Annotated in this window: 12 protein-coding genes; 7 read left to right on the top strand and 5 right to left on the bottom strand. The window is 71.8% G+C overall.

Annotation, left to right across the window (positions count from 1 at the left end; all coding sequences use genetic code 11):
• Positions 1-12: 12 nt before the first annotated feature.
• The 3 genes from NRK68_RS11960 to NRK68_RS11950 are packed head-to-tail and all read left to right on the top strand — an operon-like array spanning position 13 to position 2,826.
• On the top strand, positions 13-945 hold the full coding sequence (locus NRK68_RS11960) for an EamA family transporter (protein WP_257855752.1): 933 nt from the start codon (positions 13-15) through the stop codon (positions 943-945).
• 50 nt (positions 946-995) lie between these two features.
• Positions 996-1,916: a DMT family transporter gene (locus NRK68_RS11955; RefSeq protein WP_257855751.1), complete on the top strand. Its 921-nt coding sequence runs from the start codon at positions 996-998 to the stop codon at positions 1,914-1,916.
• Between the two features lie 10 nt (positions 1,917-1,926).
• Entirely contained in the window at positions 1,927-2,826 is a 900-nt protein-coding gene (locus NRK68_RS11950) for a LysR family transcriptional regulator (RefSeq protein ID WP_257855750.1), read from the top strand.
• Positions 2,827-2,943: 117 nt separating this feature from the next.
• On the opposite strand, the gene pepN is transcribed toward NRK68_RS11950, so the two are convergent.
• Positions 2,944-5,538 carry an aminopeptidase N gene (gene pepN, locus NRK68_RS11945; RefSeq protein ID WP_183065424.1) on the bottom strand — a complete coding sequence of 865 codons (2,595 nt, stop codon included), beginning with the start codon at positions 5,536-5,538 and terminating at the stop codon, positions 2,944-2,946.
• A gap of 139 nt (positions 5,539-5,677) precedes the next feature.
• Between pepN and NRK68_RS11940 the strand changes: the two genes are divergently transcribed.
• Positions 5,678-6,178, top strand: a complete 501-nt coding sequence (locus NRK68_RS11940) for a DUF1203 domain-containing protein (RefSeq protein ID WP_183065423.1) — start codon at positions 5,678-5,680, stop codon at positions 6,176-6,178.
• Between the two features lie 57 nt (positions 6,179-6,235).
• Here NRK68_RS11940 and NRK68_RS11935 read toward each other — a convergent pair whose 3' ends face one another.
• Positions 6,236-7,264 carry an aspartate-semialdehyde dehydrogenase gene (locus tag NRK68_RS11935; RefSeq protein WP_183065422.1) on the bottom strand — a complete coding sequence of 343 codons (1,029 nt, stop codon included), beginning with the start codon at positions 7,262-7,264 and terminating at the stop codon, positions 6,236-6,238.
• 260 nt (positions 7,265-7,524) lie between these two features.
• On the opposite strand from NRK68_RS11935, the gene NRK68_RS11930 reads away from it, so the two are divergent.
• Positions 7,525-9,018, top strand: coding sequence for a M28 family metallopeptidase (locus tag NRK68_RS11930; protein WP_257855749.1), 1,494 nt, complete (start codon positions 7,525-7,527; stop codon positions 9,016-9,018).
• A gap of 76 nt (positions 9,019-9,094) precedes the next feature.
• Here NRK68_RS11930 and NRK68_RS11925 read toward each other — a convergent pair whose 3' ends face one another.
• Positions 9,095-12,418 (bottom strand): S8 family serine peptidase, encoded by a 3,324-nt coding sequence (locus tag NRK68_RS11925; RefSeq protein WP_257855748.1) that lies wholly within the window; start codon positions 12,416-12,418, stop codon positions 9,095-9,097.
• Positions 12,419-12,691: 273 nt separating this feature from the next.
• The gene (locus NRK68_RS11920; RefSeq protein ID WP_183065419.1) at positions 12,692-13,252 is read right to left on the bottom strand and encodes a CGNR zinc finger domain-containing protein; all 561 of its coding nucleotides are present in this window, start codon (positions 13,250-13,252) and stop codon (positions 12,692-12,694) included.
• Positions 13,253-13,373: 121 nt separating this feature from the next.
• Here NRK68_RS11920 and NRK68_RS11915 point away from each other — a divergent pair, with 121 nt between their 5' ends.
• Together NRK68_RS11915 and NRK68_RS11910 are read left to right on the top strand one after the other, a co-directional pair.
• Positions 13,374-13,832 carry a VOC family protein gene (locus tag NRK68_RS11915; protein ID WP_183065418.1) on the top strand — a complete coding sequence of 153 codons (459 nt, stop codon included), beginning with the start codon at positions 13,374-13,376 and terminating at the stop codon, positions 13,830-13,832.
• Positions 13,832-14,719, top strand: coding sequence for a pyridoxamine 5'-phosphate oxidase family protein (locus tag NRK68_RS11910; protein ID WP_257855747.1), 888 nt, complete (start codon positions 13,832-13,834; stop codon positions 14,717-14,719). Before NRK68_RS11915 ends, NRK68_RS11910 begins: the two co-directional genes overlap by 1 nt.
• On the opposite strand, the gene NRK68_RS11905 is transcribed toward NRK68_RS11910, so the two are convergent.
• Positions 14,695-15,657, bottom strand: a complete 963-nt coding sequence (locus NRK68_RS11905) for a putative endonuclease domain-containing protein (protein ID WP_257855746.1) — start codon at positions 15,655-15,657, stop codon at positions 14,695-14,697. The genes NRK68_RS11910 and NRK68_RS11905 overlap by 25 nt on opposite strands.
• Positions 15,658-15,739 lie beyond the last annotated feature (82 nt).

Raw genomic sequence — 15,739 nt, 5'->3', positions numbered from 1 at the left:
GAGCCACCCGCCATGAAGCGTCTCGCCACCGTCGCCCTGACCGCTCTCGCCCCCATCTCCTGGGGCTCGACCTACGCCGTCGCGTCCGAACTGCTGCCGCCCGACCGGCCGCTGTTCACCGGCGTCATGCGGGCCCTGCCCGCGGGCCTGCTGCTGACCGCGCTGGCCCGCACCCTGCCCAAGGGTGCGTGGTGGTGGAAGTCCGCTGTCCTCGGCACCCTCAACATCGGCGCCTTCTTCCCGCTGCTGTTCCTCTCCGCCTACCGGCTGCCCGGCGGGGTCGCGGCCGTGCTCGGCTCCGCCGGCCCGCTGTTCGTCGTGGGCCTGGCCGCCCTCGTCCTCGGGGAGCGCGCGAGCCTGCGTACGGTACTGGCCGCCGTCGTGGGGGCGTTCGGCGTGAGCATGGTCGTCCTCAAGGCCGAGGCGGCACTCGACCTCGTCGGCATCGTCGCCGGTGTGGTCTCCTCCGCATCCATGGCCGCGGGCACCGTCATGACCAAGCGCTGGGGCCGGCCCGAGGGCGTCGGACCGCTCGCCATGACCGGCTGGCAGCTCACCGCCGGCGGGCTGGTCATCATTCCGGTGGCCGCCCTCGTCGAAGGCGCACCGCCCGCGCTCGACGGCAAGGCCCTCCTCGGCTACGGCTACATGATGCTGATCAACACCGGAATCGCCTACTGGCTCTGGTTCCGCGGCATCGGGCAGCTCAGCGCCACCTCGGTCACCCTGCTCGGACCGCTCTCCCCACTGACCGCGGCCGTCATCGGCTGGGCCGCCCTCGGGCAGGCGCTCACCCCCGTACAGCTCGTCGGCATGGCGATCGCCTTCGCGGCCACCGTCGCCGGACAGCTGACGGCCGCCCGCACCCCCCAACCGTTCAGTTCTACTGAAAAGAACGATCGAAACATTTCGATGGACCTGACCGATGGGCGGATGCGACGGTAGGTCCCTCGACACCGGACCCGACCCCGAGGGGGAGACGCACAGTGGCCGTCATGGACCGCGCCCGCACCGTTTCGCACGCCGAACCCGGCAGCACGGGCAGGAAGGGCGCCGCCGGGCTCGGCGTACTCCTCGCCCTGATCGCGACGGTCGTCTGGTCCGGCAGCTTCGTCGCCACCCGCGGCATGGCCGAGACCGTCCCGCCCGTCCAGGCGGTCTTCTGGCGCTGGATCATCGCCCTGCTCGCCGTCGCCCCCTTCGCCGCCCGCCAGGCGTGGCAGCAGCGGGCCCTGATCCGGCGCCACCTCGGCTTCATCGCCCTCGCGTCGCTGTTCGGCGTCGCCCTCTACAACACGCTCGTGCACCAGGCCGGACTGACCACCTCGGCCTCCAACATGGGCATGATCATGGCCGCCTCGCCCGTCGTCATGGCGCTCTACGCCCGCCTCGGCGGCGAACGGCTCGGCGCCCGCCGCACCTTCGGCATGCTGCTCGCCGCCTTCGGAGTGCTGCTGCTCGTCGGCGACGGCTCGATCGGCTTCGACTTCGGCGCGGGCGACCTGTGGATGTTCGCCGCCGCCCTCTCCTTCGCCACGTACAGCGCCCTGCTCAAGCGCAAGCCCGCCGAACTCGGCGGACTGGCCTTCCTGATCACCACCTTCGTCCTCGGCGCGCTGATGCTGGCCCCGGCCTACGCCGTCTCCCTCCGCGTCCAGGGCGGCTTCGAGACGACGGCCGGCACGGTCGGACCGCTGCTCTACGTCGGCGTGTTCTCCTCGGCCGTCGCCTTCTTCGCCTGGAACAAGGCCGTCTCGATCATCGGGGCGGCCCGCGCGGGAGTCGTCTACTACCTCCAGCCGGTGTGCGCGGCGGGGCTCGGCCTGCTGCTCCTGGGCGAGCCGACCGGACCGGCCCAACTGCTCTGCATGGCGCTGATCCTCGGCGGGGTCGGGCTGGGAAGTGCCCGGCGGTAGGTTCGGGCCCATGACCGAGTGGGACATCAAGAAGCTGCGGATCCTGCGGACCCTCGCCGAACAGGGCACCGTGACCCGGGCGGCCGAGGCTCTCCACATGACGCCCTCGGCCGTGTCCCAGCAACTGACGAACCTCGCCCGGCAGCTGGGGGTGGTGCTGCTGGAGGCGCAGGGCCGCCGGGTCCGCCTCACCGACGCCGCCCACCTCGTGCTCCGGCACGCGGAGGCGGTGTTCGCGCAGCTGGAGCGGGCCGACGCGGAACTGGCCGGCTACCTCGCCGGGGACGCGGGAGAGGTACGGCTCGGCGCGTTCTCCACCGCCGTTCCCGCGCTGGTGGTCCCGGCGGTGGCGGAACTGCGCAGGGCCCATCCGGGCGTGGAGGTACGGGTCCGGGAGACCGAGGCCGCGGAGTCGTACGAACTCCTGTCGGCCGGAGGTGTGGACCTGGCGCTCTCGCTGGCCGCCCACGCACCGACCGCGCGGGACCGGAGGTTCACCCGGGTCACGCTGATGGAGGACCCGCTGGACGTGGCACTCCCGCCCGGGCACCCCCTGCGGGACGCGGCGGACCTGCGGCTGGCGGACCTGTCCGGGGATCCGTGGATCTACGGGGGCAGCGGGCCGTGGTCGGAGATCGCCCGCGGCGCGTGCGAGGCGGCGGGCTTCGTGCCCGAACAGGCCCACTCGGCGTCGGGCTGGACCGCGATCCTGGCCATGGTCGAGGCGGGGATGGGCGTCGCCCTGGTCCCCCGGATGGTGTCGAGCCGGGCCTCGGGGGTGGCGGTCCGGGTGCTGTCGCGGGACCGGCCGACGCGGCACGTGATCGCGGCGGTGCGGCGCGGAGCCGAGTCCGCTCCCGCGGTGGCGCACGTCCTCACGGCTCTGCGGACCGTCGCTGCCGCACGCTGACCGCGGGGCTCCGCCCCGGACCCCGCGCCTCAAACGCCGACGGGGCTGGATTTTCCAGCCCGTCCGGCGTTTGAGGACCGGGGGTCCGGGGGCGTAGCCCCCGGGACAGGCAGGCCCTCAGACCTGAGCGGAGGCGGCAGCGGCCGCGTCGGCCGCCTGGGCCTTCAGGGCGCGCTCGACGCCCGCGCGGGACTCCGACACCAGACGCCGCAGCGCGGCGTTCGGCGCGGCCGAGGCCAGCCACGCGTCCGTCGCGTCCAGGGTCTCCTGCGAGACCTGGAGCGCCGGGTACAGGCCCACCGCGATCTGCTGGGCGATCTCGTGGCTGCGGGTGTCCCAGACCTCCTTGACGGAGGCGAAGTACTTCTCGGTGTACGGGGCCAGCAGCTCGCGCTGGTCGGTCTGGACGAAGCCGCCGATCACCGCCTCCTGCACCGCGTTCGGCAGGTCGCCGGACTCCACCACCGAGGCCCAGGCCGCCGCCTTGGCCTCCGCCGTCGGGCGGGCCGCCCGGGCCGTCGCCGCGTGCCGCTCGCCGGCCGCCGTCGCGTCCCGCTCCAGCTCCGCCGCGATGGCCGCCTCGTCGGCCACGCCCGTCGCGGCGAGCCGCTCCAGGAACGTCCACCGCAGCTCGGTGTCGACGGCCAGGCCCTCGATCTCCGCCGAGCCGTCCAGCAGCGCCGACAGGTAGGACAGCTGCTCCTCGGTGCGGGCGGTGGCCGCGAAGGCCCGCGCCCACGCCAGCTGGTGGTCGCCGCCCGGCTCCGCCGCACGCAGGTGCTCCAGGGTGGCCTCGGTCCAGGCCGCCAGGCCCTCCTCGCGCCACGCCGGGTCGGCGTACAGGTCGACGGCCAGCTTCACCTGGCGGTGCAGCGACTGGACGACGCCGATGTCGGACTCCTTGCCGATGCCCGAGAGCACCAGCGAGACGTAGTCACGGGTGGCGAGCTCGCCGTCACGCGTCATGTCCCAGGCCGAGGCCCAGCACAGGGCGCGCGGCAGGGACTCCGTGAAGTCGCCGATGTGCGAGGTGACCGCGGCGAGGGAGGCCTCGTCCAGGCGGACCTTCGCGTACGACAGGTCGTCGTCGTTCAGCAGGACCACCGTCGGGCGGGTACGGCCCACCAGCTCCGGCACCGTCGTCAGCGCGCCGTCGATGTCCAGCTCGATCCGGTCGGTGCGCACCAGTGCGCCGTCCTGGAGCTCGTACAGGCCCACCGCGATGCGGTGCGGGCGCAGCGTGGACTCGCCCTGGGCGCCGGCGGGCAGCGCGGGCGCCTCCTGGCGGATGCCGAAGGCGGTGATCACACCGTCGGCGTCGGTGCTGATCTCGGGGCGCAGGACGTTGATGCCGGCCGTCTCCAGCCACGCCTTCGACCAGGCGGTCAGGTCGCGGCCCGAGGTCTCCTCCAGGGCGCCCAGCAGGTCCGACAGGCGGGTGTTGCCGAAGGCGTGCGCCTTGAAGTAGGCCTGCACGCCCTTGAAGAAGGCGTCCGTGCCGACGTAGGCGACGAGCTGCTTGAGCACCGAGGCGCCCTTGGCGTACGTGATGCCGTCGAAGTTGACCATGACGTCGTCGAGGTCACGGATGTCGGCCATGATCGGGTGCGTGGACGGCAGCTGGTCCTGCCGGTACGCCCACGTCTTCATGGAGTTGGCGAAGGTGGTCCACGCGTGCGGCCACTTCGAGCCCTCCGCGTACGCCTGGCACGCGATAGAGGTGTAGGTGGCGAACGACTCGTTCAGCCACAGGTCGTTCCACCACTCCATGGTGACGAGGTCGCCGAACCACATGTGGGCGAGCTCGTGCAGGATGGTCTCCGCGCGCACCTCGTACGCCGCGTCCGTCACCTTCGAGCGGAAGACGTACTGGTCGCGGATGGTGACCGCGCCCGCGTTCTCCATCGCGCCCGCGTTGAACTCCGGCACGAAGAGCTGGTCGTACTTGGCGAACGGATAGTCGTAGGCGAACTTCTCCTGGAACCAGTCGAAGCCCTGCCGGGTCACGTCGAAGATCTCGTCCGCGTCGAGGAACTCGGCGAGCGAGGGCCGGCAGTAGATGCCGAGCGGTACGGACTGGCCGTCCGGGCCCTCGTAGGAGCTGTGCACCGAGTGGTACGGGCCGACGATCAGCGCCGTGATGTACGAGGAGATGCGCGGGGTCGGCTCGAAGCGCCAGACGTTGTCCTTGACGTCGGCGGGCGCCGGCGTCGGGGAGTTCGAGATGACCGTCCAGCCCTCGGGGGCCGTCACGGTGAACTGGAACGTGGCCTTCAGGTCGGGCTGCTCGAAGCTGGCGAAGACCCGCCGCGCGTCCGGCACCTCGAACTGGGTGTAGAGGTAGGCCTGCTGGTCGACCGGGTCGACGAAACGGTGGAGGCCCTCACCGGTGTTGGTGTACGCGCAGTCCGCGACGACCCGCAGCTCGTTGGCCCCGGCCGCGAGGTGCGCCAGGGCGATCCGGGAGTCGCGGAAGACGGCGGCGACGTCGAGCGACTTCCCGTTGAGGACGACCTCGTGGACCGCCGGGGCGACCAGGTCGATGAAGGTCTCCGCCCCTGCCTCGGCCGACTGGAAGCGCACGGTGGTCACGGACGGGTAGGTGCCGCCCTCCTGCGCACCGCTGAGATCGAGTTCGATCTCGTACGAGTCGACGGTGAGCAGCTTCGCACGCTGCTGAGCCTCTTCACGGGTGAGGTTCGTGCCTGGCACGCGGTCATCTCCTTCGATGGTGACGTTGCCCGGACATCCTTCCACGGGGTGAGGGCTGCCGCCTCTGAGTAATCCACGGGCGAACGCGAGGTCGCAAACCTGCCGGACCGCCGTGCCCGGCCCGGGCACGCTGAGGGGCATGAGCAGCAGATACCGGGCCAGGCCCATCGAGGAGGCGGCGCTCGAGGAGCTCCGCGTGCGCGACGACGCGGGACGCAGCCGCGTCCCCTACACGGACGGGGAGGGCGGGGCACCCCTGCGGTGCTGCCTTCGCGTCAGTACGGCGGGGGAGCGGATCACGCTCGTCTCCTACGCGCCGCTGCGCCGCTGGGCGGCCCGGACCGGTGCCGATCCCGGCGCCTACGACGAGCAGGGGCCCGTTTTCGTCCACGCCGAGGACTGCGGCGGTCCCGCGGGCGGCGGCGGGTACCCCTTCGCCCGGGCGGGAGTGCAGCGCACCGCCCGGCGGTACGACGCCCGCGGGCACATCCTCGGCGGGCGGGTCCTGGACCTCGGGGAGGATCCGGACGGGGTGATCGAGCGGGCCCTCGACGAGGCCTTCGCCGATCCCGGGGTGGCCCTCGTACACCTCCGCTTCGCCGAGTTCGGCTGCTTCCAGTTCGAGGTGCGCCGGCCCTGAAACGGCGGGAGGGCGGGCGCCGTGCGGCGTCCGCCCTCCGGGTCGTGCGGGGTGGGATCAGCCGCGCAGTTCCTCGGCGACGAGCTCCGCGATCTGGACCGCGTTCAGCGCGGCGCCCTTGCGGAGGTTGTCGTTCGACACGAACAGCGCGAGGCCGTTCTCCACCGTCTCGTCGGCGCGGATGCGGCCCACGTACGAGGCGTCCTGGCCGGCGGCCTGGAGCGGGGTCGGGATCTCGGAGAGCTCCACGCCGGCGGCGTCCTTCAGCAGCTCGTAGGCGCGCTCGACGCTGATCGGGCGGTCGAAGCGGGCGTTGATCTGGAGGGAGTGGCCGGAGAAGACCGGCACGCGCACGCAGGTGCCCGAGACCTTCAGCTCCGGGATCTCCAGGATCTTGCGGGACTCGTTGCGGAGCTTCTGCTCCTCGTCGGTCTCGAAGGAGCCGTCGTCGACGATCGAGCCCGCGAGCGGGAGCACGTTGAAGGCGATCGGACGCTTGTAGACGCCCGGCTCGGGGAAGTCGACGGCACCGCCGTCGTGGACCAGCCCGGTCGCGCCCTCGGAGACGGCCTTGACCTGGCCGTCGAGCTCGGCCACACCGGCCAGGCCGGAGCCGGAGACGGCCTGGTAGGTGGTGGCGATCAGCGCGGTCAGGCCGGCCTCGTCGTGCAGCGGGCGCAGCACCGGCATGGCCGCCATGGTGGTGCAGTTCGGGTTCGCGATGATGCCCTTGGGGCGGTTCTTGATCGCGTGCGGGTTGACCTCGGAGACGACGAGGGGGACCTCGGGGTCCTTGCGCCAGGCGGAGGAGTTGTCGATGACGACGGCGCCCTGCGAGGCGACCTTCTCGGCCAGGGCCTTCGAGGTGGCGCCGCCCGCGGAGAAGAGCACGATGTCCAGACCGGAGTAGTCGGCCGCGGAGGCGTCCTCGATCGTGATCTCGCGGCCCTCCCACTCGATCGTCGTGCCGGCGGACCGGGCCGAGGCGAACAGGCGCAGCTCGTCCACCGGGAACTTGCGCTCGGCGAGGATGCTGCGCATGACTGCGCCGACCTGACCGGTGGCTCCGACGATTCCGACCCTCACGGTGACTCCTTCTGCTCCGTACGACGCGGGCGCGCGTGAGGCCATCATGCGTTCGACCCCACGCGCCTTGTCCAATCTATTGTCCGAGGAACGGACGGTGTTCTGAATGTGAACACCCATGACGAGTGCGTGGCGGCCGTGTTTCACGCCCCCTGTACGACCGTTTTGCCTGATCGGGACCGGTTAGCGTCCGGTCTGTCGTGCCCGCTATCCGGACATGATCGACTTCAGGCCGAACCACAGACTCGGGGAGATCCACCGTGCGCGCCATCCGCCGCCACAGCCACCGCCGCCGGTCCATACCGGCGCTCGCCGCCCTCGCGGCCGTCGCCCTCGCCGCACCCGTCCTGCTCGCCGCCGCCCCGGCCTCCGCCCACCCGCGCGAGGGCCGGCTCGCCCGGGAGCTGGTGGAGGAGGTCACGGCCAAGGGCGCCCACCGCCACCTGAAGAAGTTCCAGCAGATCGCCGACGCGAGCGGCGGCAACCGCGCCGCCGGCACCCCCGGCCACGCGGCCTCGGCCGCGTACGTGCACGACACGCTGAAGACGGCCGGGTACGACGTCCGGTACCAGGACTTCGACATCCACGAGGCGCACACGCGGACGGAGCGGACCACGGTCCTCGGCCCGGACCCCCGCGAGCTGGCCACGGCCGCCTTCACCTTCACCAGGTCCACCCCGGCGGGCGGCCTGACCGCGCCGCTCGCGCCCGCCCGGGTCGACGAGACCCCCGGCTGCACGGCGGACGACTACCCGACCGGTGCCTTCACGGGGAAGATCGCCCTGGTCAAGCGGGGCGCCTGCACCTTCCTGGAGAAGCAGCGGGCCGCGGCCGCGGCGGGGGCGCTCGGCGTCATCGTCTACAACCACAGCGGTACCACCCCGGTACGGGGCGGCTTCTCCTCGCCCACCGAGGGGATCATCCCGAGCGCCGGCATCACCCTCGCCGACGGCGAGGCGCTGGCCGCCGCCGCCGGCCGGGGCGAGGTGACCGTACGCCTGGACCTGGACCAGGAGCACCTGAGGAAGACCACCCGCAACGTGATCGCCGAGACCAGGGGCGGCCGCTCCGACCGCGTGGTCACCGTCGGGGCGCACCTCGACTCGGTGCCCGAGGGCCCGGGTATCAACGACAACGGCTCCGGCTCGGCCGGGCTGCTGGAGGTGGCCCTCAAGCTGGCCGAGGAGGGCGCCAACAAGAAGGGGAAGGGGACCGCCAACAAGGTCCGCTTCGGCTGGTGGTCGGCGGAGGAGCTGGGCCTGCTCGGCTCGGAGCACTACGTCGCGCAGCTGTCGGAGAAGCAGAAGAAGGACATCGCGCTCTACCTGAACTTCGACATGATCGCCTCGCCGAACCCGGTCCAGTTCGTCTACGACGGCGACGACTCGGACCGGACGGGCGCCGGGGCCGGCCCGGCGGGCTCCGCGCAGATCGAGGCGCTGATCAACGGGTTCCTCGACAGCAAGGGCAAGCCGCACGAGGGCAGCGACTTCGACGGCCGCTCCGACTACGGGCCGTTCATCGCGAACGGTATCCCGGCCGGCGGCACCTTCACCGGGGCCGAGGGCATCAAGACCGCCGAGCAGGCGCGGCGCCACGGCGGCACCGCCGGGGCTCCGTACGACCCGAACTACCACGGGGCGGGCGACGACCTGAAGAACATCGACCTCAAGGCCTTCGACACGAACCTGGACGTCATCGCGCACGCGGTCGGCACCTACGCCGAGTCGCTGCGCACGCTCGGCCGGCCGTAGGGGCTGTCCGGGGAACGGCCCGAGGGGGCGGTGCTCGTCAGAGCGCCGCCCCCTCGGGTTTTCCCTGCAGAAGGTGCTACGGGAGGACCTTCTCGATCTGCACGCTGCCGGTGCCGGCGGCGGTGCCGCGGGTGTTGAGCAGCTCGACCTGGCCGAAGAACTGACGGCCCTCGGGGGCCGCGCTGGTGACCAGGACGTTCGCCGAGACCTGCGCGGTGGCGCCGGTGGCGAGGTTCACCGTGGCGGCCTCGTCGACCTGGACGGAGCCCAGGGCGGCCGAGAAGAACACGTCGCGGTAGTCGTACGTGGTGGAGCCGGACGGGACGGCGTAGCCGATCACCTTGACGGTGTAGGTGCCCGCGGCCGGGTTCTTCAGGCTCACGGCCTCCTCGGAGTCGCCGTCGGCGGCGGAGCCGACCTTGACGCCGTCCTTGTAGACCTCGAGGTCGAGGTCGGCGCCGGTGTCGGACACCTTGCCGATCGCGACGTCGAGGCGGGAGGTGCCGGCGGGGACGGCGATCTCGGTGGTGTGGGTCTCACCGTTCGCAATGGTCGGCTTGGCGACCTTCGCGGAGCCGAGCGGGCCGCCCTTGAGCTTGCCGTCGCCGATGGCCGCGCCGGCGTTCTTGACGCTCCACTGGACCGGGGCGGGGGTGCCCTGCTTCACCTCGGGCAGGACCTTGACCGCGGGGTCGAAGGCCGCGCCGAGCACGGAGACGTCCAGCTTGAACGGGTTGTCGAGCACCGGCGACGTACGACGGGCCTCGACCTCGATCTCCCAGACGCCCGGCGTCGGCTCGGGGTACGAGCGCACGTCGGGGCGGCAGGTGTTCGCCGGGTTGTCGTAGTTCGGGTAGCAGTTGGTCGTGGCCGTCGGGTCGACCGGCACGCCGTACGGGTGGATCGCGATGAAGCGCGTCTGGGCTCCGGCCGCGAGACCGCTCAGGGCGACCTCCAGGCTCTTGGCGCCCGGCGGCACGGTCACGAAGTACGACTTGTGCGTGTTGCGCTGCACGGTGGAGGACTCGGACAGGGAGAACGCCGGCGCGGCCAGGGGGGCGGAAGCCACGACGGTGGTCAGGATCTGCTTGTCGATGCCCTCGGTGGTCTCGTCGTCCAGCTGCAGGATGCCGCTGTGGACGCCGGCCGTCTTGGCGTTGGCCTCGACCTTGATGGTGACGGGCTTGTTCAGCGGCAGCGTGACGTAGTCGTAGCCGCCGATGATCTTGAAGGTGCCGTCGTTGTTGCGCCAGCTCAGGTCGTGCCGGGTGCCGTACTTGACGCCCGTGGTGCGGGTGACGACGACGTTGTAGACCTTCTTCTGGCCGACCTTGAGGCCGCCCTCGCGGTCGTACAGGCCGGTGCCGAAGCCCGGGGTCTTCAGGAACTGGTCGATCGCGGTGTCGACCGGGGCCTTGACCGTGAACTCGTTGGCCTTGGCGTCGCGCTGGACGGACTCCCAGGCGCCGTTCACGTCGATCAGACCGGAGCCCTGCGCGTGCGCCGGGACGCCGTCGATCTTCTTCGCGGAGCTGGTGAGCGCGACCCGCAGGGAGGCCGGGGTCAGCTTGATGCCCTGCTGCTTCGCGGCCGAGATCAGCAGTGCGCTCGCGCCCGCCGCCTGCGGCGAGGCCATCGAGGTGCCCTGGAGCATGCCGTAACCGGCCGGCAGGCTGTAGCCCGCCTCCTTCACCGGCGCGCCGGGCAGCCAGGTCTGGATGGTGTTGATGGCCGCGCCGGGGGCGCTGATGGTCGGCGTGAAGCCGCCGTCCTCACGCGGACCGCGCGAGGAGAAGGGGAACATGTTGTACTTCGTGCTCACGCCGGAGCCGTAGTTGGCGGCCCACGTCTCCTTGGAGACCGAGGCGCCCACGGAGATGACCTTGTCCGCGAGGGCCGGGTCGCCGATGGTGTTCACACCCGGACCGGAGTTGCCGGCCGAGATGACCAGCTGGACGCCGTAGGTGTCGACGAGGTTGCGGTAGAGCTCGGCGCGCGCGTTGTTGCCGTCGTTCAGCGCCGGCAGGCCGCCGATCGACATGTTGACGATGTCCACGCCGCGGTTGACGACGAGGTCGATCATGCCCTCGGTCAGTGCGATGTTGGTGCAGCCGCCGGACCAGGAGCAGGCGCGCGAGGAGACGAGCTTGGCGCCGGGCGCCTCACCGTTCATCTTGCCGCCGAAGAGGCTGTTGGCGGCGGTGATGCCGGCGACGTGCGTGCCGTGCTCGGACTCGATGATGCCGATGTTGACGAAGTCGGCCTTCTTGCCGACCCAGTCCCCGCCCAGCGGGTCCATCGGGACGTCCTTGCGGATCTCGATCACGAACGGGATCCGCTCGGCGACCTCGGTCGCCGGGTTGTCCGTGCCGAAGTAGCCGATCTGGTAGCCGTCCTTGTACGGCTTCATCGGCTCGTTGTTGGTGAAGTCGCCGTCCTGGTCGGTGTCGACGCGGACGGTGCCGGCGGCGGCGTCGTAGAGCATGCCGAACCGGTCGGTGGTGTCCCCGTCCCGGTTGACGTCGCCCGCCATGTCACCGGTGGCGGTGATCGACTCGCTGAACCGGCTCCACTGGAAGCTGCCCTCGGGCGCCTTCCAGCTCTGGCCGCCCGCGGTGAAGGTACCGCCGGCCGCGGTCACCGGGGTGATCTGGGCGCGCCAGGTGCCGTCGTTGTCGGTGATCGGGTCGGTGGCCGTCACCCAGTCGACGATCTTGCGCTCGCCGGTGGTGGTCTTCTGCAGGGCCGGGTGGCCGAGGTCGACACCCGAGTCCATGATGCCGATGGTCACGCCGCGGCCGTCGGCCTGCGGGTTCTTCTCGACGAACTCGACCGCGCCGGTCTCGAAGGACGGGTTGTACGGGTTCTTCGCCGGCGTGTTCCCGTCCGGCGCCGCGTACGTCTCGGCCGCGGTCTTCTTGACCGTGCCGCTCTCCCGCCCGGCGTCCGGGCGCGGGTCCGGCAGCTGGATCTCGTGACGCAGGTCGATGCCGTGCACCGAGGACAGCTTGGCGGCCGCCTTCAGCGCGGCCTCGGCCTTGCCCGTCGGCAGGGTGGCGCGCACGTAGCCGAGGTTGTCGTACGTCCGGCCGACCGAGGCGCCCTGGACGGCGTCCAGCTGGTCGGCGACCTGCTTGGTCTGGCCGGGGGCGGTGGCGACCATGACGGTGACGTTCGCGTCACCCTTGGCCTTGGCCTCCTGGAGCAGTTCGACGTCGGCCGAACCGAGCTTCTGGTCGGCGGACTTGACCGCGGGCGAGGTGCCCGGGGTGTCCGCGCCGGTCGCCGCGAACACGGGCCCGGCACCGGTCGCCGCGAGGGCGGCGACCAGGCCGGCCGCGGCCGCGACGCGCGCGACGCGTCTTGCCCCGGGTATGGAACTGGGGGATTCGAGGGTCATCAGCATCCCTGGTAAGTGAAAGATACGGTCCGGATTTCGGTGCCGGATGACCGGTCAGCTTTCCTCAACCGACAGGTCTTTGGGGAGGGATGTCATCGACCGAGACCTGTCGTGGCGGACATCCGCCAGTGCGGGAATTCCGCCAGTGAGGCCGTATCCGGGCACAGTGGTGCGAACCACAGGGGCTGAAGAGTTGATTTATCGACTTAGTGGCCCCAAGTCGGCACCGGGGTGCAGTCGTTCCCCGGTGCGGGTGTGACAGATTTTGTGCGGTCAGCGCTCGCGCGTGCGCGCGTAATGGCGCGATGCCTTCGCGCGGTTTCCGCAGGCGGACATGGAGCACCAGCGCCGGGTTCCGTTGCGCGAGGTGTCGTGGAAGTGCAGGACGCAGGTCTCGGAGGCGCACTTGCGGATCCGGTCGGGCGCGGTGTCCAGCAGTTCCAGGTAGTTCCGGGCGGCCGTCCAGGCCGGACCCCAGGTGCGGTCGTCGAACTCGGCGCGCTCTCCCGGGCCTTCGGCGGTCAGCGTGGCGCGGATGCGCCCGTGCTCCAGTACCGCGTCCACCAGGGCGCGCGCGCTCTCGTCGGCGGGGTCCGCGACCGCCCGGGCGAGTGCCTCGCGGGCGGTCATCAGATGGACGAGGGTCGGGGCGTCGGCCCGGAAGCGCCCGGCCAGCCCTGCGGACTCCAGCCAGACCGCGAGCCCTTCGACCCGGCTCAGCCCGAAGGCCCCGGCGAAGAGGTCGACGAGCTCCCCCTCCCGCATCCAGCGGGTGTTCAGCAGGTCGAGGGCGATCGGCTCCCCGGTCAGGGGCCGCGGGTCCGCCGTCGTCATGTCCGTCTCCTCGCTCGCTAACCCCTCAAGAGTACGTGAGCGGTTGACGCCTTCCGCTCTAACCCTTAAATTGAATATAGAAGGTTAGAACTCGTGGAACGGCCCCTGGGGAGGACCCGTCATGACCACCGCCATCAGCAAGCTCCGCACCGGACACATCGGCCTGAACGTCACCGACCTGGAGCGCTCGCTCGCCTTCTACCGGGACGCCCTGGACTTCCAGGTGCTGGGGGAGGGCAAGGAGGAGGACCGCCGCTACGCCTTCCTCGGCCGGGACGGCGAGCTCGTCCTCACGCTCTGGCAGCAGGCCGACAGCGCCTTCGCACCGGCCGCGGCCGGACTGCACCACCTGGCGTTCTCGGCCGGCGCCATCGAGGAGGTGCGCGCGTACGAGGAGCGGCTGCGCGGCCTCGGCGTCGACTTCGCCCACGAGGGCGTCGTCGCGCACCGCGAGGGCGCGGCCTCCGGCGGCATCTTCTTCCACGACCCCGACGGCACCCGTCTGGAGATCTCCGTACCGACCGGCGCCGAGGGTGCTCCCGCTCCCACCGCGGGGGCGCCGACCTGCGGGTTCTTCTAATGGGCGGCGTCTACCACTGGGGGTCTGTGGCGGTGCAGGAGCGGGTCGGCGTACGCGGGCCGGCCGAGCACGTCGGCCGCTCGATCGGTACGGGCATCCGCGACGTCGCCGCTGCCTTCCTGGAGCTCCAGCCGCACCTGGTCGTCGGAGCCGCCGACGACGCCGGCCGGATGTGGGCCTCCCTGCTCACCGGGCCGCCCGGCTTCGTACGGGCCACCGGGGCGCACCGGGTCACCGTCACGGGCGGTCCGCCCGCCGGCGACCCGCTCGCCGAGGCGCTGGCCACGGCCGGGACCCGGGTCGGGACCATCGCGCTCGACCCGCGCACCCGGCGCCGGATGCGGCTGAACGGAACCCTCACGGCCACCCCGCGGGGCTTCGCCGTCGAGGCCGAGCAGGTCTTCGCCAACTGCCCGAAGTACCTGCAGCAGCGGCAGCCGCTGGAGCTGGTCGCGGACGGGGCCGGCGTGGTGCGCCGCGGGGACGCGCTCACCCCCGGCCAGGTGCGGACCGTGCGGGGAGCCGACACCTTCTTCGTCGCCACCACGGCGGAGTCGGAGGGTGTCGACGCGAGCCACCGCGGCGGACTGCCGGGCTTCGTGGAGGTCCTCTCCCCGGTCGAGCTGGCCTGGCCGGACTACGCCGGGAACGCGATGTTCCTGACCCTGGGGAACCTGATGACCGACCCGCGGGCCGGGCTGCTCTTCCCGGACTGGGAGAGCGGTGCCGTCCTCCAGCTCAGCGGCCGGGCCCGGACGGAGTTCGCGCCCGACGGCGGCCGCCGCACCCGCTTCTGCGTGGAGTCGGTGGTGGAGGGCGTTCATCCGGGGCGGCTGCTGTGGAGCACCCCGGAGTACTCCCCTCACCTGGGGAGCACCACCAGGTAGGCGGCGGGCTCGTGGTCGCCCGAGGCCGTCAGGGCGGTCCGGATGACCGCGGCCTGCTGCTCGGGCCAGTCGCGCAGCTTGCGCGGGGTGATGTGCAGGACGGTCACCCCGAGCCGCTCCAGCGTCTCGCGCTTGCGCACGCACTCGGACCACTCCTCGTCCTCGCCCTGGCGCGGGGCACGGGTGTCGATCTCCACGGCCACCGAGTGCTCGGGCCAGTACGCGTCGACCCCGCCCAGGTGCGGGCCGCCGGGGATGCGCAGGTCCACGTTCCAGACGGGGTCGGGGAGTTCCCAGCCGCGCACGAGGTGGTACAGCCGGTCCTCGGCGATGGCCCGCCCCTCCGCCAGGAGGGACTCGACGGCGTCGACCACGTGCGGCCGGTTCAGCAGCCGGGCCACCGTCAGCTCGCGTACGACGGCACTCGGTTCGCAGTGCCCGCTGCGGACGGCCTCGCTCAGCAGCCGGCGTACGGTGCCGGCGTCGGACAGCTGCGCGACGGCGTCGGCGACCGCCCGGGCGACGGGCGCGACGGGCAGCCCGGTGACCTGCTGGGACCGGGGCGCGGTGTGCGTGCGCACGATCCGTACGTCCCCGGTGGAGCGGAGCCGCCGCAGGCCCGGCACCAGTACGTCGATGTGCGCGACGGCGGTCAGCGGGGGCGCGGAGGCGAAGCGGTACAGGGCCAGCGCCGCCAGCCCGGTGATCATGGCCTCGCCCCCGCCGCGCCGGCCCGCGTACAGCAGCGCGGCGTGCAGCCGTTCCTCGCTCGTCGCCGGCCCGGAGTGGAGCAGGAACACGCCGGGCAGGATCTGCTGCCAGGGCCGCTCGGCGGCCTCGGAGGCGCTCACGCCGTGCTCGCGCAGCTGTGCGAGGGTCAGCACGCGGGGGCTGTTGCCGGTGAGGTGGGCGAGGGGGAGGGGTGCGTTGTGGTTCATGACGCGGTGATTCCCTCAGGCCATGGCCTTGCTAACCCCTGTTACACGCTCGTCGACAAATCCGGACAAGCTGGGGCTAAAG

The organism is Streptomyces yangpuensis (genome assembly GCF_024666385.1).
Classification (GTDB): Bacteria; Actinomycetota; Actinomycetes; order Streptomycetales; family Streptomycetaceae; genus Streptomyces; species Streptomyces yangpuensis.
The sequence above is the reverse complement of the archived record's forward strand: the minus strand, read 5'-3'. Positions and strand labels throughout refer to the sequence as shown.

Excerpts from the sequence above, each read along its gene's own strand:
- NRK68_RS11960 (WP_257855752.1), top strand. The coding sequence starts at position 13 with ATGAAGCGTCTCGCCACCGTCGCCCTGACCGCTCTCGCCCCCATCTCC.
- NRK68_RS11955 (WP_257855751.1), top strand. The coding sequence starts at position 996 with ATGGACCGCGCCCGCACCGTTTCGCACGCCGAACCCGGCAGCACGGGC.
- NRK68_RS11950 (WP_257855750.1), top strand. The coding sequence starts at position 1,927 with ATGACCGAGTGGGACATCAAGAAGCTGCGGATCCTGCGGACCCTCGCC.
- NRK68_RS11940 (WP_183065423.1), top strand. The coding sequence starts at position 5,678 with ATGAGCAGCAGATACCGGGCCAGGCCCATCGAGGAGGCGGCGCTCGAG.
- NRK68_RS11925 (WP_257855748.1), bottom strand. The coding sequence starts at position 12,418 with ATGACCCTCGAATCCCCCAGTTCCATACCCGGGGCAAGACGCGTCGCG.
- NRK68_RS11920 (WP_183065419.1), bottom strand. The coding sequence starts at position 13,252 with ATGACGACGGCGGACCCGCGGCCCCTGACCGGGGAGCCGATCGCCCTC.
- NRK68_RS11915 (WP_183065418.1), top strand. The coding sequence starts at position 13,374 with ATGACCACCGCCATCAGCAAGCTCCGCACCGGACACATCGGCCTGAAC.
- NRK68_RS11910 (WP_257855747.1), top strand. The coding sequence starts at position 13,832 with ATGGGCGGCGTCTACCACTGGGGGTCTGTGGCGGTGCAGGAGCGGGTC.
- NRK68_RS11905 (WP_257855746.1), bottom strand. The coding sequence starts at position 15,657 with ATGAACCACAACGCACCCCTCCCCCTCGCCCACCTCACCGGCAACAGC.